Raw genomic sequence first — 18,201 nt, 5'->3', positions numbered from 1 at the left:
ATGATGAAGCCGGATGATTTCGCCGCATGGGTGAAGCGGGCCGCGCCCGGGGAGGATGTAGTCTATTCAGTCGGCATCCGGCCCGCCAAGGCGATCGGCGAGGCGGTGCGGGCGCTGCATGATCAAGGCCTGGTCTCGCTCACGTCCAAGCGGACGGATAGCGGGCTCCGCTTCATTGCGCAGCGTCGGCCGGATCCCCGTCCGGCACAGGAGCGCAAGCCGATGCCGCGTGGGCGGTTCACGCTTGGCGCAAGCGACGGCAAGATGACCACCCGCGCGGTGCTGCGGATCCTTTCGCAGGCTGCTGGCCGCGATCTGCCATGCCCGACCAATGCGGAACTGGCAAAGCGGGTAGGGCTGAAGGATGCGGTTGCGGCTTCCTATCGCATGCGGCGGCTGGTCGCGGACGGCAAGATCACCGTCGAAGAGCCTTCGCCCACCGAACGGCGCGTGGTGACGATCGTCGCCACTGGCAAGCAGACGCGGAGGGCCTCGCTGTGAGCGGTGAAGGCATGATCGCGTCGGGCGGCCGGGCGGACATAGTCCAGTGCTTCACCTGCTCCGACATGGTGCAGGGTGTGCCGGACGGTGCCCTGCCGGAGGGCTGGGATGCGCTGCGCGAGCCCGGCTATGGGCCCGCATTCTTCTGCGTCACCTGCGTCGTGCGCGGATCGATGGAGCATTATCGGGCGCGGCTCGGGTTGCCACGGCGCGAGCGTTGGCGGTTCCAGGGCGGCGTCATGGCGCTCTATCGTCCAGCTGCGCGCCAGCTGCTGATCGCGACGCCGGACGGCATGGCGGAAATCAGCGAGCGGGAAGCGGAGCAGCTGCACGCTGCGATCGGGGCGGCGCTCGCGACGCGGGAACTGGCCGATCAGCTGATGGCGGAGGTGAAGCGATGAGCTTCGTCGACATGGTCATCACCCGCCGCCATTTCGAAGCGCGGTATAACCAGGTCGGCCGCTGCATGCTGGCCGACTTAGCCGAGATCTTCGGCGTCGGTTTCGACCAGGCTGAGCTTTGGGCCGACGAAATCGATCGCGCGACCACCGAGCAGATTGCCGCCGCATGCCGACCCTTATCAGGCGGCGGCATAGCGGGGTGCGGCGCCACAGGCCCCGGCGCCGCCCCCGTGCCCCATTTCGAAGGAGAGCTGCGTTGATTCAAGTGAATGTCAAAGCCCTGCGCGGCGCTCTGAAGGCGATCAAGGCGGTGGTGGAAACCCGCAACACCATCCCGATCCTGTCGCATGTGCTGATCACGTCGGCGCCCGGGCAGATGTTTCTGACCGGCACCGACCTCGACATCATGGTCGAGAAGACGATCGACCTGGAGGATGCGGGGGCAAACAGGGCGATGAACTTCTGCGTTGATGCATCGACGCTCGCCTCGATCGCCGCCAAGCTGCCGACCGAAGGGGTCGCCTCGATTGCGGCGGACGGCAATACAGGCATCACGATCAAGTGCGGCCGCGCCCGGTTCAAGCTCAACACCCTGCCAACCGATGATTTCCCTACGATCGCAATGGGTGATTGGGATGCGGAATGGGAGCAGGATGCGACGCAGCTGATCAAACTGATTGAGAGCGTCAAGTTCGCCGTCGCGAATGAAGAGACCCGCTATTATCTCAACGGGATTTTCATTCATGTGCCCGACGGCTCCAGCTGCCAGTTCGCGGCCGCGACCGACGGCAACCGGCTGGCGCGCTATCATTGGGATATGGCTGAGGGTGCGGAGGGCATGCCCGGCATCATCATTCCCCGCAAGGCGATCGCCACGCTGGGCCAGCTCCTGGACGAGGAAGGCGGCACGATCGGCGTGTCGGTCAGTACGCAGCGCTTCCGGTTCGAGATTGGCAAGACGGTGCTGACCGGCAAGACGATCGATGGACAGTTTCCGGAATATTCCCGCGTCATCCCGGCTGGCAATCCGCTGGATTGCTGGTTTGAACCGGGGCCGCTGGCTGAAGCCGTCGAGCGCGTGCTCACGATCAGCAGCGACAAGACGCGCGCGATCGCGCTGAACTTCGAACCGAAATCGATCACGCTCGAAGTCGTGAGCCCGGAAAACGGCACAGCCAGCGAGGATGTGCCGTGTGAGTTCAACGGGGATGCGCTGCGTATCGGCTTCAACGGCCGGTACCTGCTGGATGTCCTGGCGCAGATGAAGGGTACCGGTGCTGAAGGCACTCGCGCCCGCGTGCTGCTTGCCGATCCGGCTGCTCCATCCCTCTGGCAGCAGAGCGATGAGGCGGCACTGCTCTGCGTGCTGATGCCGTTGAGGGTATGATGATGGACGCGCAGCGCTTCCTGCCATCCAGCGAATTGTATCGGCGGGCTCGCAAGGTCGAGCAGCTGGCACGCGTGGTGATGGACTGTACCAATCCGGGGTGCGCGCTGCGCGATGTCGTTCGGGCAACGAAGATCATGACGGAAATTCGTGCGATCGTGGGCGAGGCCGATGCGCCAAGAGCCTGATCGCACGGGCGCGCACCGGGGCGCATGGAGGGTCGGGCATGGCGCCCGCGCCTATTCACCCAAAGGCGGAAGCCGCCCGGACCAGAGTTTGCAGAACGCAAGGGGAGTGAGCCGTGCTGAATGAAGTTCGTCTGATCGGCAATGTGGGCGCCGATCCCGAGATCCGCTCCACGCAAGGCGGCGACAAGGTCGCTAGCATTCGTCTCGCCACGAGCGAGCGCTGGAAGGACCGCCAGACCGGCGAGAAAAAAGAGCGCACCGAATGGCACAGCATCGTCGTGTTCGGCCCATTGGTGCAGGTGGTCGAGCGGTTCGTCCATAAAGGCAGCAAGCTCTTCATCGGTGGGCAGCTGCGCACCCGCAAGTGGCAGGACCAGGCTGGGAATGACCGCTGGTCCACTGAGATCGTGCTGAGTGGGTTCGATGCTAAGCTGACGCTTTTGGACAGTGCCGGGGGCGGCCAGGGGCAGCGTGACTATTCCTCATATCAGGAAGGTCCCGGGTTCGGCGGCGGTGCTGGCGCCGGTGCCAGTAATGGCGGTTTCAATAACGACCTGGATGATGAGGTCCCGTTCTAGACCGCGTCTTTCGCTGAACATTGCTGAGTTGCTGTTGCCTGATTTTCGGGGTGGGTCCTTGTGTCCTTTGAAAATGCCTATCTGAACGCCGCGCTGGACTTTGCCGCCCGTGGCTGGCCCGTGTTTCCCTGCAATCCCCGTACGAAGCGGCCTCTGCTGCCCAAGGATGTTGATGCCGAAGGCAAGCCGATCAAAGGCAGCGGTGGTGTCAGCAAGGCCAGCCTGGATCATGATCAGATCTGCGAATGGTGGAAGCGCTGGCCAAAGGCGATGGTCGGGCTTGCGACCGGCTATGGGCGGCTTTTCGTCCTGGACTTCGATCCGCGTCATGATGAGGACACCGGCGAGGAGTGGACGCTCGAGCGGCTAAAGGATGAGCTGGAGGCCCAGATGGGCGTTCAGCTGCCTTCGTCGCTTTCCTCCCGCACGCCGTCGGGCGGCGTCCATGTCTGGCTGACATGGCCGGATGACGACGGACAGGAGATCCGCAACAGCGATAGTCTGCCTGAGCATGTCGATGTGCGCGGCAAGGGCGGATACGTCATCGCGCCGCCAAGCATCAATGCCGATGGCGTCGGCTATCGCTGGCTGCACAATGATTCGGCCGCGCCGATCGTCGAAGCTCCGGCCGAGCTGGTGGAAATCCTGCGGCGCAAGCGCGAAGCCCGGCCCGATCGCCAAGCGCCTCCGCCAGCGCGCCGCAGCGTCGGCCAGGATGGCGATGAGGCGGCGGACGATATCGTGCGGCGCTATGCCCTGTCCGCCCTGGAGGCGGAATGCCGTCTCGTTGAAACCGCAGCATCCGGCAGCCGCAATCCGCAATTGAACAAGAGCGCCTTCGCGATCGCCACGCTGGTTGCGTCGGGCGCATTGCGGGAGTCAGTCGCGCGTGCTGCGATCGAAGATGCTGCCCGCCGCAATCCCGGCCGCGACGACGATGCGCAGCTGATCGCCACCATCGACAGCGGCTGGACAGCAGGCATTCAAAAACCTCGCGACCTCAGCGAGGTCGCGGCCGCTGCTAAGGAACGGGCCGATCGGCGCGCGCGTCGCTCCGGTCCCTCCGGGGCCCTCCGCCCGGGCGCGGCCGGGGAAGCTCCTTCCGCTCCTTCCGCTCCCGGACCCTCCCCGGAGGATTATGGGCTTCCATCCTTCCAGATGGAGGATGAGGGCGAGGCGGACAGCTGGGGGTCAGGGGGTGAAAGCCACCGCATCAGCATGCCCGTGGATCCAGAGCGCGATCGCCTGTGCGCGCTCCTCCCGCAAACAGATCTGGGGAACGCGGAGCGGTTCAAGGTGCGCTTCGGTCACATGTTCCGCTTCTGCCGTGAGCTGGGCTGGTTTCGGTGGGATGGCCGCCGTTGGGCGCTGCTGACCGAAGAAAAGGACAAGACGCCGGGTGAGGTCATGCTCGCGGTGTTCCAAACAATCCGCGCCATCCGCAATGAGGCTGATCTGGTCGAAGCGAGCAGGTGCCGGGATGACCTTCCCGACGATGCCACGGCGGAGGAGAAGAAGGCCGCCCTGGACTATATCGTGAAGATCACAAAGCAGGCTGTGACCCTCTTTTCCGACACCATCCGCGCGCATGCGAAGTCGAGTGAGGGGGCGTCGCGGATCGGCGCGGTAGCCAGCCTGGCCAAGTCGTTTGGCAGCATCGCGATCGACGCGAAGCAGCTGGACGCCGACATCATGGCGCTCAACGTCATGAACGGGACGCTGCGCATCGTGAATGACGGCAACGTCCCGGTGATGAAGCTGTTTCCGCATAATCCAAAAGATCTCATCACGAAGATGGCGACGGTCTTTTACGATGAGCGGGCAACCTGCCCAAATTACGATCGCTTCTTTGAGCGCGTCATGCCTGATCAGGAAGATCGCCGCTTCTTGCATCAATGGGCCGGGCTAAGTTCCACCGGCGATATCGGCTATCACAAGATGGCATTTTTCTACGGCATGGGCCGTAACGGCAAATCGACCTGGACGGATATCATCGCACATATCCTTGGCGACTATAGCCAAGTGATCAAGTTTGATACGTTTCTTGAACAGTCGAACAAGCGCAAGGGGTCGGATGCTACTCCGGACCTCGCGCAGCTGCCCGGCGTCCGCTTCCTCCGCACCTCCGAGCCTGAGAAGGGCGCCAAGCTGGCTGAAGCGTTGATTAAGGAAGTGACGGGTGGTGAGCCGATCCAGGCGCGGCACCTCAACAAAGGCTTCTTCTCCTTCCTGCCATCATTCAAGCTCACGGCGCAGGGCAACTACAAGCCCAAGATAACGGGCCATGATGACGGCATCTGGGGACGCGTGCGCCTGGTCCCCTGGACGGTCCGCATTCCAGACAGTGAGATTGATATCCGGCTTCCCGCCAAACTGAAGGAAGAGGCGTCTGGCGTGCTGAACCGCATGATGGCGGGACTGATCGACCTGAAGATGAACGGCTTGACGGAATCGGCCAACGTGAAGGCGGCCACAGCCAAATACCGTGAGGCCAGCGATCAGCTAGGCAAGTTCCTGCGCGACTGTACCGTCGACAAGGAAGGGGCACGCACCCGATCCTCCGAGCTGTTGGAGGTCTTCAATGAATGGGTGAAGGAAAGCGGCGGCGCTGAATGGACGCCACAGGGCTTTGCGAAGGCCATGGAAGATCGCGGCTATGAGCGGAAGACCTCGAACGGGGTCTGGTGGCTCGACATCGAGGCGACGGTCGATGCGGCCGACGTGAGGGCGGGCAACTTCGGTACCGAACCAAAGACCGAACCGCCGCCTGATCCATCTCCTCCACCCGTACCCGAGCCCGCGTTGGCGGCGTCCGATGGAGACGATTGGGTGCCGCCGTTCTGACAAATGGAAGGACAAGTCCTTCCGTGGAAGGGCCTCAAACAACATCATGGAAGGAGCGCGAGGCAAGGAAATGCGCGGGTTTGGAAGGAGTGGAGGGAGTTTTCAGGGTGGCCATCCACATATGCGCGCATGGGCGCGCATGCATGCGCGATACGACCCGTATTTATACTTCCATGTCCTTCCATCCTTCCATTCTCTCTCCTTCCACATTCTCTAAGTGTCGATAAAGCAAAGGGAAATCTCGCAAATGACAGATGCCAGCAGCAGCGTGGATCATCCTTCCGCCGACAACTACGCGGAAGGACAGGTCCTTCCTTCCACATTTTATGACTTCGAGCGGGTGCAGGAGCGGCTCGTTGAGGCGCTGCAGTTCCAATGGCGGATCGAGGGCGGGCGCTGGTCGTTCGCGTCGGACGGGCCGTGGCATCTGATCGTGCGGGATTGGTGGGACTGGGCCTCGCATGAGGACAAGCCGGTGCCGCGCATCCCGCTGTCCCGTGAGCAGCATGCCAGGATGGAGGAGGCGTCGGGTTGGCTGACGCTGGCGCCCGAGCGCGATCGCAAGTTGGTGGTGCTGGCCGTCACGGCGCTCGCGGCCGGTCGCAAGCAGGTGCCGTGGCGGCGGCTGCTGAAGCCGATGGGGCTGACGCGTGGTGCAGATGGGCTTCGCATGCGCTATGGGCGTGCGGTCACCTGCATCTGCCATGCGCTGAATGGCGCAGATTTCCGCGCATAGAGACGGCGCAAGGGGTAGAATGTGATGGCCAGAAAATATTCCGTGTTCGTCTCTGAGCCGAAATTGGCTAATCAGGAGATACGCTTAGGGCGGTCCTGTGAGCAGGGCAGCACGGGCGTCCTCTCCTACCTGCGCCGCCTCGTCTGGTCCCTTGACCGGCGGGGCGGTGCCGTTTCGGGGCGGAGGTGGTCAGGGTTGGCGCGGGGGCAGGCCCCCCTTTGGGTCCTCCCTGGCCTCCAGCCCTATACGGGGGCCAAAGGCGAGGAAGACGCGGTTATCCGATTTTTTTCCGTAGCCTCTTGTTTTTCTTTGGGTTTTGATCGGTGAGGGGAACGCTAGGGGAGTTTGCGTCTCTGCCGGGGACGCCGTCGGAGCCCACGCTTCGGGCCATGATCCGGGACTATCCGGACTTCCCGATCATTGAACGCGGCACCAACGGCCGATCCTATGTGATCGATTTCGCCGAAGCTTGGACCTTCATCAAAAGCCTGCGCGATAGCGAAGAGGCGGAGCAGCGGGCGCGGGCTGATGAGGTCCGGCAATATGGATTGTCGCTGCTAGGCGGCGAAGCGATGGCGCAAACGCAGGCGGGGCTGTCCCCGACTGAACATCGCGCCATCATGGAAAATGAGCTGCTGGCGACGAAGCTGGCAGAGAAGCGCGGTGACCTGATCCACAAGGCTTCCGTTGAGGAAGCGCTGGGCGAACTGGTCGCATGGTTTCAGCAACAGGGTACGTCGCTATCAGCGCGGCTCGCAAAGAGGGGTGACTTCAGCCGCGACCAGCTGGCGATCATCGACGCGGTGATCGCGCAGGATCAGCGCGAGCTGGCGGACAGGATGGAACGGATCGGAAGAGCGACAGGCAATGCTGTATCGTCCGATCGAGATCCCGCCATTTGAAACTGGCTTCGATATCGTCCGGCGGCTCGCGTCGCTGATCCGGCCCAAAGAGGGACTGACTGTCTCGCAATGGGCAGAGCGTTATCTGCCCGAATATGATCCGCTGGCGCTGCCATACCTGGCCGAGATCATGGACGCATGCTCCGATCCGGAAACGTCCGAAGTCGGGGACATGGGGCCCGCGCAGGGTGGCAAGTCCAAGGTTGGTGAAGCTTTCATAGGCTGGTCGATCGAGCATAGCCCGGCACCGTTCATGGTGACGCAGCCGGACAAGGTGCTGATGCAGGACTTCGTTGTCCGCCGCATCGGAACAATGATCGACAAGTCCCCGGTGGTGAAGGCGCAGCTGCTGCCCACTGCCAGCGCGGACAATATCTTTCTGAAGCAGTTCCGTGGGATGCTGCTGACATCGACTTGGCCCGCCAACATGGGTCGCGCTCGACCCATCCAGCGCGGGTGGCTCGACGACTATGACCAGTTCCCGGCCGATATCGATGGCCAGGGCGACGGCGTGTCGCTGATGTTCGGGCGCATGACATCGTTTGAAGGTCGCGAGACCATCCTGGTATCGTCCTCGCCCGCATGGGAGCAGGGTTCGCGCAAGGCCAATATCGAGGCCTTTATCGTGGCTGGCACGAACGAACGACTGCATCCCGTCTGTCCGTCCTGCGGCGACCGGATCGAGCTGGATATCCGGCGCGATCTGCACTTCGACCGGGGCTCGATCGAACTGGCGGAGGAAACGGCGCATGTGGTTTGCCCAGCAAACGGCTGCGAGCTGCTGCCATCTGATCGGTCGCGGCTCATCGCCAGCACGGCGACGCTGCCAAATCGGGGCTTTGTCGCGCACAACAAGGCGGCAAGCCGCCGCCGACGCACGTTCCACCGTGACGGTCTGCTGGCCTTCACCTCATGGGGCAAGCTGGCCCGCCAGTGGCGGGAAGCTGAGCTGGCATGGGAGTTGCGCCAAGACGAAGCGCCGCTGAAGTCATTCTTTAACACGAAGGGCGGTTACAACTATCGCTCGATCCTTTCCGGCGAAAAGCCGGTAGAGACCGACGTGCTGAAGCAGCGCCGCGAGGCGGGTTGGAAGCTGGGCACCGTCCCGCGCGGCGTGAAGGTCGTCAACGTCGTGGTCGATGTGCAGCACGATCGGTTCGAGTGTGGCGCGGTCGGCTATGGCAAGGATCGCGAAAGCTGGCTCATTGACCGGTTCTCGATCGATGTCCTGGACGACGGGCTAACGCAGGTTTCGCCGTTCACGCATCCAGAGCACTGGAAAGTGTTGCTGGGGCTGTTCGATCGGCTCTACCCGCTGGCGGAGCTTGGCGAGGATGGGAAGCCGATCGGCCATGCGCCGGTGCTGTCGGTGCTGATCGACACGGGCGGTTCCGATCGCAAGGGCGACCAGGCTACAGCGGGTGCGAAATGGTTCTGGAATGCGGCGCGGGCGCTGGGCGTGCATCCGTCGCGGATCACGCTGGTGAAGGGTGGCTCGAACCCTAAGGGCAAGCTGATGCCGCCGGGCCAGTTTGCTGACCAGAAGGCGAAGGGCGGGGCGAAGCGCAACAGCGCCAAGCTGTGGATCCCGAACGTCCATGCTGTGAAGAATATGATTGATGCCCGCCTGCGACGATCGACGCCGGGGCCGGGTTACATCCATCTGCCGGAGGATCTCAGCGACGAACATGTCGAAGAGATCACGGCCGAGGAGCTGAAGGACGGCAAGTGGGAGAAGCGCCGGGCTCGAAACGAGACCTGGGATATCCTCGTCTATGGCGAGGTGGCTCTCCTGCGTCCGCCGTTCGCGCAGTCGCGCACTGACATGCTGTGGGTGCCCAAGGGCTTCCGCATCATTTGGCCGAAGCAGGGTGTCGCCATCCTGCCACGCCCCGCCGCCAACGATCCGGACCAGGGCGCTACTGTGCCGGAGCCGTTGGCGGCGATCACGTCACCTGCCGCCCCGCAACGCAAGGCGCGGAACCGGCCTGTCCCGCGCAAGCAGGGCTGGATGAACAGACTAGGAAACCGATAGCCGATGGCGAATTTGCTGACTGAGCCCCGGTCCACGATGCCTGCGGCGATCGTGGCGGGCGATAGCCTGCGCGTCGATCGCGCGGATCTGGCGGCGACCTATCCGGCTGCGGATGGCTATACTGCGTCATTCGTGTTCGTGCCCGTCGCGGGTGGAGATCCGGTGTCGATCGAGGCCACTGGTGGCGCGTCGGCCTGGTCGCTACTGCTCCCCGCTGACACCACTGAGGCATGGGGTGCAGGTGATTGGCGCTGGGCGGTGAAGATCGCGAAGGGTGCCGATCGCGCGACGGCTGAAAGCGGGCAGCTGCGCGTCAATCCTGATCCGGCCGCGAACATCGATACGCGCAGTCATGCGCGCAAGGTGCTCGCGAAGATCGAAGCCGCCATCGAGGGCAGGGCATCGCAAACCGACTTGGAATACACCTTTGCCGACGGCCGCCAGATCAAGCGGATGGCGCATCGCGAGCTGACCGAGCTGCGCAGCTACTATGCCAAGCTGGTCGCCGGTGAGGATCGCAAGGCGGGCCGCTCTGGCCCGGGCCGCGTGCTGGTGAGCCTGTAATATGCGGATTCTTGGCTTCGAAATCGGTCGCGGAAAGCGATCGTCGCAAACGCCAGCGATGCCAATGCGCCAGCGCATCATGCACGGCGGACATCGGCGCGGCTTTCAGGCGGGCGTAACTGACCGTCTGACCAGCAAATGGACGACCACCGACGAAACGGTGAACATGTCGCTTCTGCGCCACCTGCGGGCGATGCGAGCGCGCAGCCGAGATTTCGCCCGCAACAATGAATATGGGCGCAAATTCTTCTCGCTTGTGCGCACGCATGTCGTCGGCCCGGTCGGTTTCACGCTGAAGGTCGACTGCCGCCGCCCAGATGGCACCGTCGACAAAGCGGACAGTCAGTTGATCGGCGCGGCTTACCGGCGCTGGGGCAGACGCGGCAACTTCGATGTGACCGGGCGCTTGAGCGAAACGCAGTTCGATGCTCTCGCGCTGATCATGGTGGCGCGTGATGGTGAAGCTCTGGTGCGCGTCGTCGAGGGGCGCGATCGCGGGCCGCATCGCATCCAGCTGCAGTTGCTGCCCGGTCATCTGCTGGATGAGGATCACAACCGCGATCTGGCCAACGGCCACCGCATCCGTATGGGCGTGGAATTCGACGCGTTCATGAAGCCAGTGGCCTATCACCTGCGCGTCATGGACGGCAGCGCCGACATGCACGGCACCGCAAGCCAGCGCTATCAGCGGGTCGATGCGTCGGAGATCTTTCATCTCTTCATTCCCGAAGAGATCGATCAGTGGCGCGGCGTGCCATGGGCCTATGTGGCGCTGCGCGACGCGAAGCATCTGGACCAGTTCGATGAGGCGGCGCTGGTGGCGGCCAACGTCGGCGCGGCAAAGATGGGCTTTTTTCAGCAGAAAGATCCGGAAGCCGGTCCACCGATGCAGGTCGATGGCGAAGAGGGTGACGGTTACGCAAGCGATCGGGGTGACTTTGTCAGCTCGGCCGAGCCGGGCACGTTCGACATCATTCCCGATGGCTATGAGCTGAAGGAATATGATCCGACCTATCCCAATGAGGTCTATGATCCCTTTACCCGGAACGTTCTGCGGCGGCTGTCTACGGGGCTGCTGGTCGCCAATCATAGTCTGACTGGCGATCTCACGCAGGTAAACTTCAGTTCGATCCGCGCGGGCACGCTTGATGAGCGCGACATGTGGAAGACGATCCAGGGCTGGTATGCCGAAATCAAGGCGGAGATCTTCGAACGCTGGCTCGGCCGCGCGCTGATCCACGATGCCGAACTGAAGCGTCTGCCCTTCACCAAATTCGACAAGTTCAATGCGCCGGTATTCTTCGGCCGCCGTTGGGATTGGGTCGATCCGAGTAGCGATGCAGCTGCTGATCGCGAATCGGTCGCGCTGGGCGTCCGGAGCCGGGCCCAGATCATCCGCGAATCGGGACGGGATCCCGATGAGGTGTGGGCCGAGCTGCAGGTAGAGGCTGGAATGGGAATGGCGCAGCCACATGCGGGTGGCGGCGGCAGCAGCGGCGGAAGCGCTCCGGCTGAGACAACGGACTGATTTTCAGGAGGCAATGATGAGCAAGCTTGCCCCCGCCTTGCTGGCGGGAACAATGACGCACGCCCTAGCGAGCCGCGACAGCGAGATCGACCAGAGCCTGCGCCGTGACATGCAGATCGAGGTGCGTGCCGAAGCTTTCGACGAAGAGGCGCGCACTGTTGAACTCAGCTTCTCCAGCGAAGAGCCATATGAGCGCTGGTGGGGCACTGAAATTCTGGATCACGCCGACGTCGCTGTTCGCCTTGGCCGGTTGAACAACGGGGGCGCGCTCCTGATGGACCACAATGGCCGCGACCAGGTCGGCGTTGTGGAGCGTGCCTGGATCTCAGGCAGGAAAGGCCGCGCGGTCGTCCGGTTCGGCAGATCGGCACGAGCGCAGGAAGTCTTTCAGGATGTCGTCGACGGCATCCGCAAGCTGGTGAGCGTGGGATATCGCATCGTCGAAATGGTGCTGGCGCAGCGTGACGGCGACAATGCGACATACCGGGTGACCGATTGGGAGCCCTACGAGATCAGCCTGGTCTCGATCCCTGCAGACACGACCGTCGGGGTCGGCCGCGAAGGCGAGGCCGCGCCCTTTGATCCCAGAAGCCTTGTCAAAGAGGAAGAAGACATGACATTCGGTACCCGTAATGCCGGTGGCGGCGCTGCTGCGCCCGCTGCCGCCGTAGTCGCAGCTGCTGGTGCAGCAGCTGCTCCCGCCAACGAACAGCGCTCGGCCGTTCCTGCCGCGCCGGTTGATCATACCGCCGCGATCGCATCGGAACGCGAACGCGGCGCCACCATTCGTGCCATGGGCGCCCGCCTGAACTGCCGCGAGCTCGCCGACGCGGCGGTTGCCGACGGTCGCTCGGTCGAGCAGTTCGTGCGCGACTATGAAGCCCAGGCAGGTAACGCTGCGACCATCCGGACCGCTGAAACTCCGGTGATCGGCATGTCCGAGCGTGAAGTTCGCCGCTACAGCTTCGTGCGCCTGATGAACGCCATGGCCAATCCGCAGGATGCGGAAGCGCAGCGCGCTGCAGGCTTCGAAATGGAATGTTCCGCCGCTGCCCTCTCGCGGGGCCAGGCATCCGCCAAAGCTGGCTCCCTTCGCATCCCCCTGGATGTGCTGCGTTCCGACATCAACGGTGAGCATCGCGACCTCAGCGTCGGCACCGCAACTGCGGGCGGCCATACCGTCGCAACGGATCTGCTGGCGGGCAGCTTCATCGACCTGCTGCGCAATGCCATGGCGCTGACGGGTCTGGGCGTCCGCATCCTGGGCGACCTGAACGGCAACCTTGCCATTCCGCGCCAGACTGGCGGGGCCACGGCCTATTGGGTCGGTGAAGGCGCCGCGCCTACCGAGAGTCAGCAGGCGTTCGATCAGGTCGCGCTGACCCCCAAGACGGTGGCGGCGTTTACCGACATGTCGCGCCAGCTGCTGCTGCAGTCGTCGATCGACGTTGAGGCTTTCGTCCGCATGGATCTGGCGGCAACCCTGGCGCTTGCCCTCGATCTGGCTGGCGTGAGTGGCTCCGGCTCCTCGAACCAGCCTCGCGGCGTTCTCAACACCAGCGGCATCGGTTCGGTGATCGGCGGGACCAACGGCGCGGCGCCCAGCTGGGATAACATTGTCGGGCTGGAAACGGCCGTCGCCAACGTCAATGCGGCGATGGGAAGCCTCGGCTATCTCACCAACACCAAGGTGCGTGGCAAGCTGAAGCTGACGCAGAAGTTCAGCGGCACCAACGGTGACCCGATCTGGGAGAAGGGCAACGAAATGAACGGCTATAATGCCGCCGTTTCGAACCAGGTGAGCTCGACCCTCACCAAGGGCACGGCCTCCGGCGTCTGCTCGGCAATCATCTTCGGCAATTGGGCGGACATGCTGATCGGCCTCTGGGGCGGCCTGGATGTGCTGGTTAACCCCTACATCCTTTCGGGCACTGGCTCGGTTCGGATCGAGGCCTTCCAGTCGGCTGATATCGCTGTCCGCCACCCGGAAAGCTTCGCGGCGATGGTGGATGCTCTCACCGCATAAGCCATCCTCGTGAGGGCGGCTGATGTCCTCGGCCGCCCTGCTTTTCAATATTCGGGAGTATCATCATGACCGATAAAACGGCGCAGAAGCTTTACGCGCAGCGCGATCTCGCCATCGACGGCAAACACTTCAAGAGCGGCCAGGAAGTGAAGGGTGTGAGCACCGAACAGCTCGCGCTGTCCGAGCGGCAGGGCTTTGTCGCGGCGACCAAGCCCAACGCCAAACCCGTTGCCGATGATGCCGACCAAGAAGGTGGCGAGGGCGGCGAAGGTGAAGGCGCGGGCGAATCCGCAAAAAACTGAGCGGCGGTCTGAGCACCGTTTCTGCCGGGGCGTTGGTGGCGATCGCTGCCAGCGCCCTTTTGCATTCCAGCCAAAGGACCTGACATGGCCCGTTCCATCATTCTTCACGCTGCCGCGCTCGATCGGAGCGGCGGCTATCGCGACGCGGGGGCCACGCTCACCGTCGGCGCCGATGACGACACGCAAACCGATATCGGCGAGACCGCAGCAGGCGAACTGGTCGCCGCCGATCGCGCGATCTGGGCCCCGGAGCCGGGGCAGCGCAAGGCGAAGGCCTGATCGATGCGCCCGGAAGAGGAAGCCGCGCTGGCCGACATTCACGCGGCCTTTTCCGGGTCCGTCGCTTACACCGGCGCCGGGCTGATCGGCGCTGCGATCGCCGCTGTGCGGATGGAGGATACGGCCCCTCCGTTTCAAGGCGCTGGAGCGACGCTGCGCAAGGTCTGGTATGAAATCATGCAGGATGTTCTCCCGTCCGAGCCGCGCAAGGGCGATCAGATCGTCGACGGCGGGGCGGAGCGCAAGGTCATCGACGTAACGCGACGCGATGATCTCGCCGCCTGGTGGGTAGTGGTGCAGAAGTGACAAACCTGCGCGAAGCGATCTTCGCGGCGATCGAAAGCCGCCTCACCGCAATTCCGTCCATTGGCCGGGTGGAACGCATGCCTGCAGGCGACCCGGACCTGTTTCCGGCGCTTAGCATCTTCGACGGCGTGCAGGAGCCGATCGAGCGCGGTGCCAGCCATACGCGGCACGAGCTCACGATCACGATTGAGGGCTTTGTCGAGCAGGCTGACGGCGTCGAGGCGCACGCTGGCCTGAATGACCTCTATGCCCAAACGGTCGCTGCTCTGCTCACAGAGCCGCCGCTGGGCGGCCTGATCGACGAAATCAACGAAGGCGGGATGCGCGTGAGTGTCGCGCAGCTCGCCTCGGAAAGCCGTCTCGGCTTCGGCCTGGACTTCACCATTCAGTTTTCAACTGCCCGCGAGAACCCGGCGCTGCCGGCCTGACAATAAGGAGCTTTTACCATGCCAGATCCGGTTATTCGGCCGCGCAACGGCGTCCTGCTGATTGCGCTGCAGTCGGCCGAAGGGACGGCGGCGACGCCCTCTGCTGCAACCGACGCTGTCCCTTTTGAGGATGGCAGCGTCAGCTTCAATTCGCCCTATCAGACAGAGCAGTCGGCGGAAGCCAGCGGTTCGCTGGTCTCGGCCGCGCCGCTCGTGGTCGGTCAGCCTGCTACGATCAGCTTTCGCAGCCGCATCAAGGGCGCCGGGGCGGGCGCCACCTATTCTTCGTCGGTCAAGCCGCCGCTGCACGCAGCCCTGCAGGCTTCCGGCATGCGCGGCCAGTTTACCGCCGCGATCGCCGCTGCTGCCCTGACGGCCGGTACCACCACGAGCGGCACGCTCGGCACCGGTTTCAACACCACGGCGCAGGCCTATCGCGGCATGCCCTTGATCCTGTCCGGCGGCCCTGGTGCAGGCCGGATGCCGCTTATCACCGACTACAGCGCCGCAAAGGTGGCTGTTCTAAGCGATCTTTATGGCTCGGTGCTGACAACTGCCACGCTCGCGGCGCTGCCTGCCAACTGGACCTATGCGGGAACCTCTCCGGCCGACAACAGCGCTCGCGCCACCGATCATCCTTGCGCGACCATCTACTGGTATGAGGATGGCAATCTCTATCAGTGGGTGGACTGCCGTGCGACGGTCGATTTCGACGGCAATTCGGCCCGGCCGGGCATGGCGGCTTTCTCCTTCACCGGCGTGTTTGTCGGCCGCTCGGCCGCTGCGGTACCGGCGGCGACGATCGCAAGCCATTCGGCTCCGCTGCTGGTGCAGGGCTCCGGCCTGCCGCCCGCAATGCAGGTGAACCGCAAGGGCCTCGCGATCAGCCGCTGGTCGCTGTCCAACGGCGGCAATATCGAAAGCCCAGAGGATCCGAACACCAGCTTTGGCTATGGCGCGGGCCAGATCGGCGGGCGCACCCCTGTTTTCGAAGCGGATCCGCTCGCTACGCTGGTGAGCACCCGCGACGTGCTCGCGGAGATCGCCGCCTTTAGCCAATATCCGATTGCGCTGCAGTTCGGTTCGGTCGCTGGCAATCGGGCCTCGCTGCTCTTGCCGGTGGCGCAGCCGATCGAGGCTTCGCCGACCGATCGCGGTTCCTTCCGTGCGGAAACCACGCGCTGGCAGGGCACGTCGCCGGGCAAGGATGCCTATGGCCGCGACGGTGATCGCATCCTCTGTTTCTCGTGAGGCGCTGATGATCCCGACAGATACCAAGACGGGGCACGACTATGTGCCCAGCTGGCGAAAGAGCGAAGCCGCGCCGCCCCGATATTTTTTCAGGGCGGCGTCGGTTATCGAGCGCGCTCAAATGGAGGCGGAGCTTTCCGGTGAGCAGGCGGCGGGCCGGGTTTTCCCGTTCGAGCTGATTGCCGCCTTCCGCAACGGCCTTCATGCGCTCCTAAGCGGAGATCCGGGAATCGATACGCTGCTCGAACTGATCGAAACCGAAGCGCGGGGCGAGATCCTCACCGGCGACGATCGGCAGGCGCTGATCCAGGCACGCGGCGTGCTGGCGCAGCACTGGCCAGAATATCGCGAGCTGGTCGCGCAGCAGGAGCGGCGGAAGGAGATCGCGCCGATCGTCGTGTTCCGTCGCTTCTGCATTGGCTGGGACAATGTCGATGTAACCTGGTCGCTCGGCAAGGATCGGCAGATCCCCGAAGCCGTGCTGGCGCAAATCGATCCGATGGAGATGATCGGGGCCGGGAACTTCGGCTATGGTCTGCTCTATGGCGCGACGGACGACCGGACTTTTCAGCAGCCCTCGCAGTCCGACGCCGACCCCTCGACTTCGTCGAGCGACATGTCGAGGGCGGATGGGACATCGGCGGCGAGCGATGGCCCGGCAACCCCCGCGTCGAGCTCCCCGGATGGATCTGGGGAATCGTCGATCTCTGGTTCCTGACCCAGCGCTACGCAGGGCCGTTCGGGGGAGCGGCTCTGCCGTGCGCGGGCGGTCCCGGCGATCAGCCCGCCGCTTTGATGGACGCCTTTGCCTCCCTAGACAGACTTTCGAAGGACAAGGATGGCTGACAGCATAGCGTTCGGGATCGACACCGGGGCGATTAGGGCGGCGCGCGATGATGCCGCGCGCCGGTTCCTGCGCGCCGGGACCGAAGCTATAAGGGTGACCACGCGTGAGCTTGAGCAGGATCTGGAGCAGCTCGTGCGCAGTGCCGTCCCAGGCGGTCTGTGGCGAGCGCTGAAATCCAGCGTCTATCCTCGATCGGGAATCGCCCGGAACCCTGCAGGCGAAATCTACATCAACGGCGGGGCGAGGACGCAGGGCGCGTTTTCCTTCTTCACGACGCCCGGTCGGGTGGCGGGGAAGGATGGCTTTTTCCTGGCTATCCCGCTGCCCGCTGCGGGGTCTCGGGGGCGGAACCGGAATCTGACGCCCGGGGAGTGGGAGCGTCGGACTGGCATCCGTCTGCGGTTCGTCTACCGTCCCGGGCGCGCGTCGCTGCTAGTGGCTGATGAGGGTGTGCTGAATGGCCGGACAGGGACGTTCCGGCCGATCACGCGCAAGCGTACGCAGGCAGATGAGCGCCGGGGGTTCCTGCGCGGCGCGACGACTACACCGATCTTTGTGCTGATCCCTTCGGTCGCCCATGCGAACAGGGTGGCGCTTCGGCCGGTAATTGACGCGGCCGGGGCGAAGCTGTCAATGAACGTGAGGCGAAGGCTAGGGGATGATTGATGCGCTGGGCAATTTTAGCAGTCTTGATGGCCAGCGCGTGCACGCCAGCTGAAGATCCTGAAATCGAAAGCGCGAAGCGTTTGGTGGCCCGCAACCTTCGCGATCCAGGCAGCGCGCAGTTCCGCGATGTAACCAAATGTGCGGGCAAGCCGGGCATGGTTACCGGGGAGGTGAACGCTAAGAATGGCTTCGGCGCTTATGGCGGATTCGAGCTGTTCTTCGTCCATTCGGGCTCGGCGTGGATGTTGAGCGCGTACCCGTTCGACGCAGCTAATGAAAAAGATGTCAGCTACTTCAAAAAGCTGGTGGATGTTTGTTACGAGGGCGGAAATCCGGATTTTGGTGCCTTCTATAATCTGTCCGGAGGTTGATCAGTTGAGAGGCTGATCCGCCTCGGTTTTATAAAAATTGATGGTTCAAGCAGGCTGTCGG

The 18,201-nt window shown here is 63.6% G+C and carries 21 protein-coding genes; all 21 read left to right on the top strand.

Features of this window, described 5'->3' with window-relative positions; translation table 11 throughout:
• The 21 genes from MU848_RS17730 to MU848_RS17630 all read left to right on the top strand — a co-directional run bounded on the left by MU848_RS17730 (position 1) and on the right by MU848_RS17630 (position 18,140).
• Positions 1-501, top strand: a complete 501-nt coding sequence (locus MU848_RS17730) for a winged helix-turn-helix domain-containing protein (protein ID WP_247234599.1) — start codon at positions 1-3, stop codon at positions 499-501.
• Positions 498-902, top strand: coding sequence for a hypothetical protein (locus MU848_RS17725; protein ID WP_247234597.1), 405 nt, complete (start codon positions 498-500; stop codon positions 900-902). The genes MU848_RS17730 and MU848_RS17725 overlap by 4 nt, the downstream gene beginning before the upstream one ends.
• Positions 899-1,162 (top strand): hypothetical protein, encoded by a 264-nt coding sequence (locus MU848_RS17720; protein WP_247234595.1) that lies wholly within the window; start codon positions 899-901, stop codon positions 1,160-1,162. Before MU848_RS17725 ends, MU848_RS17720 begins: the two co-directional genes overlap by 4 nt.
• A gap of 5 nt (positions 1,163-1,167) precedes the next feature.
• Positions 1,168-2,289, top strand: a complete 1,122-nt coding sequence (gene dnaN, locus MU848_RS17715) for a DNA polymerase III subunit beta (protein WP_247234830.1) — start codon at positions 1,168-1,170, stop codon at positions 2,287-2,289.
• Positions 2,290-2,291: 2 nt separating this feature from the next.
• Positions 2,292-2,477 (top strand): hypothetical protein, encoded by a 186-nt coding sequence (locus MU848_RS17710; RefSeq protein ID WP_201530789.1) that lies wholly within the window; start codon positions 2,292-2,294, stop codon positions 2,475-2,477.
• Positions 2,478-2,590: 113 nt separating this feature from the next.
• Positions 2,591-3,055 carry a single-stranded DNA-binding protein gene (gene ssb, locus MU848_RS17705; protein WP_247234593.1) on the top strand — a complete coding sequence of 155 codons (465 nt, stop codon included), beginning with the start codon at positions 2,591-2,593 and terminating at the stop codon, positions 3,053-3,055.
• Positions 3,056-3,115: 60 nt separating this feature from the next.
• Positions 3,116-5,899, top strand: coding sequence for a phage/plasmid primase, P4 family (locus MU848_RS17700; RefSeq protein ID WP_247234591.1), 2,784 nt, complete (start codon positions 3,116-3,118; stop codon positions 5,897-5,899).
• Positions 5,900-6,146: 247 nt separating this feature from the next.
• A complete protein-coding gene (locus tag MU848_RS17695; RefSeq protein ID WP_247234589.1) occupies positions 6,147-6,635 on the top strand; it encodes a hypothetical protein in 489 nt (162 codons plus the stop codon).
• 389 nt (positions 6,636-7,024) lie between these two features.
• Positions 7,025-7,537 carry a hypothetical protein gene (locus tag MU848_RS17690; RefSeq protein WP_247234586.1) on the top strand — a complete coding sequence of 171 codons (513 nt, stop codon included), beginning with the start codon at positions 7,025-7,027 and terminating at the stop codon, positions 7,535-7,537.
• Entirely contained in the window at positions 7,503-9,572 is a 2,070-nt protein-coding gene (locus MU848_RS17685; protein ID WP_247234584.1) for a terminase gpA endonuclease subunit, read from the top strand. The genes MU848_RS17690 and MU848_RS17685 overlap by 35 nt, the downstream gene beginning before the upstream one ends.
• Before the next feature lie 3 nt (positions 9,573-9,575).
• Positions 9,576-10,136, top strand: coding sequence for a hypothetical protein (locus MU848_RS17680; protein WP_247234582.1), 561 nt, complete (start codon positions 9,576-9,578; stop codon positions 10,134-10,136).
• A 79-nt stretch (positions 10,137-10,215) separates the two neighbouring features.
• Positions 10,216-11,664: a phage portal protein gene (locus MU848_RS17675; protein ID WP_247234580.1), complete on the top strand. Its 1,449-nt coding sequence runs from the start codon at positions 10,216-10,218 to the stop codon at positions 11,662-11,664.
• Between the two features lie 16 nt (positions 11,665-11,680).
• Positions 11,681-13,690, top strand: a complete 2,010-nt coding sequence (locus MU848_RS17670) for a phage major capsid protein (protein ID WP_247234578.1) — start codon at positions 11,681-11,683, stop codon at positions 13,688-13,690.
• A gap of 65 nt (positions 13,691-13,755) precedes the next feature.
• Positions 13,756-13,992 (top strand): hypothetical protein, encoded by a 237-nt coding sequence (locus MU848_RS17665; protein ID WP_247234576.1) that lies wholly within the window; start codon positions 13,756-13,758, stop codon positions 13,990-13,992.
• Between the two features lie 84 nt (positions 13,993-14,076).
• On the top strand, positions 14,077-14,271 hold the full coding sequence (locus MU848_RS17660) for a hypothetical protein (protein ID WP_247234574.1): 195 nt from the start codon (positions 14,077-14,079) through the stop codon (positions 14,269-14,271).
• 3 nt (positions 14,272-14,274) lie between these two features.
• Positions 14,275-14,577: a hypothetical protein gene (locus tag MU848_RS17655; protein ID WP_247234572.1), complete on the top strand. Its 303-nt coding sequence runs from the start codon at positions 14,275-14,277 to the stop codon at positions 14,575-14,577.
• The gene (locus tag MU848_RS17650) at positions 14,574-15,005 is read left to right on the top strand and encodes a hypothetical protein (protein ID WP_247234570.1); all 432 of its coding nucleotides are present in this window, start codon (positions 14,574-14,576) and stop codon (positions 15,003-15,005) included. The genes MU848_RS17655 and MU848_RS17650 overlap by 4 nt, the downstream gene beginning before the upstream one ends.
• A gap of 18 nt (positions 15,006-15,023) precedes the next feature.
• Positions 15,024-16,256, top strand: a complete 1,233-nt coding sequence (locus MU848_RS17645) for a hypothetical protein (RefSeq protein ID WP_247234568.1) — start codon at positions 15,024-15,026, stop codon at positions 16,254-16,256.
• 7 nt (positions 16,257-16,263) lie between these two features.
• Positions 16,264-16,974: a hypothetical protein gene (locus tag MU848_RS17640; protein WP_247234566.1), complete on the top strand. Its 711-nt coding sequence runs from the start codon at positions 16,264-16,266 to the stop codon at positions 16,972-16,974.
• A gap of 120 nt (positions 16,975-17,094) precedes the next feature.
• Positions 17,095-17,769 (top strand): DUF6441 family protein, encoded by a 675-nt coding sequence (locus MU848_RS17635; RefSeq protein ID WP_247234564.1) that lies wholly within the window; start codon positions 17,095-17,097, stop codon positions 17,767-17,769.
• Positions 17,769-18,140 carry a hypothetical protein gene (locus MU848_RS17630; RefSeq protein ID WP_247234562.1) on the top strand — a complete coding sequence of 124 codons (372 nt, stop codon included), beginning with the start codon at positions 17,769-17,771 and terminating at the stop codon, positions 18,138-18,140. The genes MU848_RS17635 and MU848_RS17630 overlap by 1 nt, the downstream gene beginning before the upstream one ends.
• Positions 18,141-18,201: the final 61 nt, after the last annotated feature.

It is taken from the genome of Sphingobium agri (assembly GCF_023051225.1).
GTDB lineage: Bacteria > Pseudomonadota > Alphaproteobacteria > Sphingomonadales > Sphingomonadaceae > Sphingobium > Sphingobium agri.
The sequence above is the reverse complement of the archived record's forward strand: the minus strand, read 5'-3'. Positions and strand labels throughout refer to the sequence as shown.

Excerpts from the sequence above, each read along its gene's own strand:
- MU848_RS17730 (WP_247234599.1), top strand. The coding sequence starts at position 1 with ATGATGAAGCCGGATGATTTCGCCGCATGGGTGAAGCGGGCCGCGCCC.
- MU848_RS17720 (WP_247234595.1), top strand. The coding sequence starts at position 899 with ATGAGCTTCGTCGACATGGTCATCACCCGCCGCCATTTCGAAGCGCGG.
- MU848_RS17710 (WP_201530789.1), top strand. The coding sequence starts at position 2,292 with ATGGACGCGCAGCGCTTCCTGCCATCCAGCGAATTGTATCGGCGGGCT.
- MU848_RS17695 (WP_247234589.1), top strand. The coding sequence starts at position 6,147 with ATGACAGATGCCAGCAGCAGCGTGGATCATCCTTCCGCCGACAACTAC.
- MU848_RS17690 (WP_247234586.1), top strand. The coding sequence starts at position 7,025 with ATGATCCGGGACTATCCGGACTTCCCGATCATTGAACGCGGCACCAAC.
- MU848_RS17685 (WP_247234584.1), top strand. The coding sequence starts at position 7,503 with ATGCTGTATCGTCCGATCGAGATCCCGCCATTTGAAACTGGCTTCGAT.
- MU848_RS17680 (WP_247234582.1), top strand. The coding sequence starts at position 9,576 with ATGGCGAATTTGCTGACTGAGCCCCGGTCCACGATGCCTGCGGCGATC.
- MU848_RS17675 (WP_247234580.1), top strand. The coding sequence starts at position 10,216 with ATGCACGGCGGACATCGGCGCGGCTTTCAGGCGGGCGTAACTGACCGT.
- MU848_RS17670 (WP_247234578.1), top strand. The coding sequence starts at position 11,681 with ATGAGCAAGCTTGCCCCCGCCTTGCTGGCGGGAACAATGACGCACGCC.
- MU848_RS17665 (WP_247234576.1), top strand. The coding sequence starts at position 13,756 with ATGACCGATAAAACGGCGCAGAAGCTTTACGCGCAGCGCGATCTCGCC.
- MU848_RS17660 (WP_247234574.1), top strand. The coding sequence starts at position 14,077 with ATGGCCCGTTCCATCATTCTTCACGCTGCCGCGCTCGATCGGAGCGGC.
- MU848_RS17655 (WP_247234572.1), top strand. The coding sequence starts at position 14,275 with ATGCGCCCGGAAGAGGAAGCCGCGCTGGCCGACATTCACGCGGCCTTT.
- MU848_RS17645 (WP_247234568.1), top strand. The coding sequence starts at position 15,024 with ATGCCAGATCCGGTTATTCGGCCGCGCAACGGCGTCCTGCTGATTGCG.
- MU848_RS17640 (WP_247234566.1), top strand. The coding sequence starts at position 16,264 with ATGATCCCGACAGATACCAAGACGGGGCACGACTATGTGCCCAGCTGG.
- MU848_RS17635 (WP_247234564.1), top strand. The coding sequence starts at position 17,095 with ATGGCTGACAGCATAGCGTTCGGGATCGACACCGGGGCGATTAGGGCG.
- MU848_RS17630 (WP_247234562.1), top strand. The coding sequence starts at position 17,769 with ATGCGCTGGGCAATTTTAGCAGTCTTGATGGCCAGCGCGTGCACGCCA.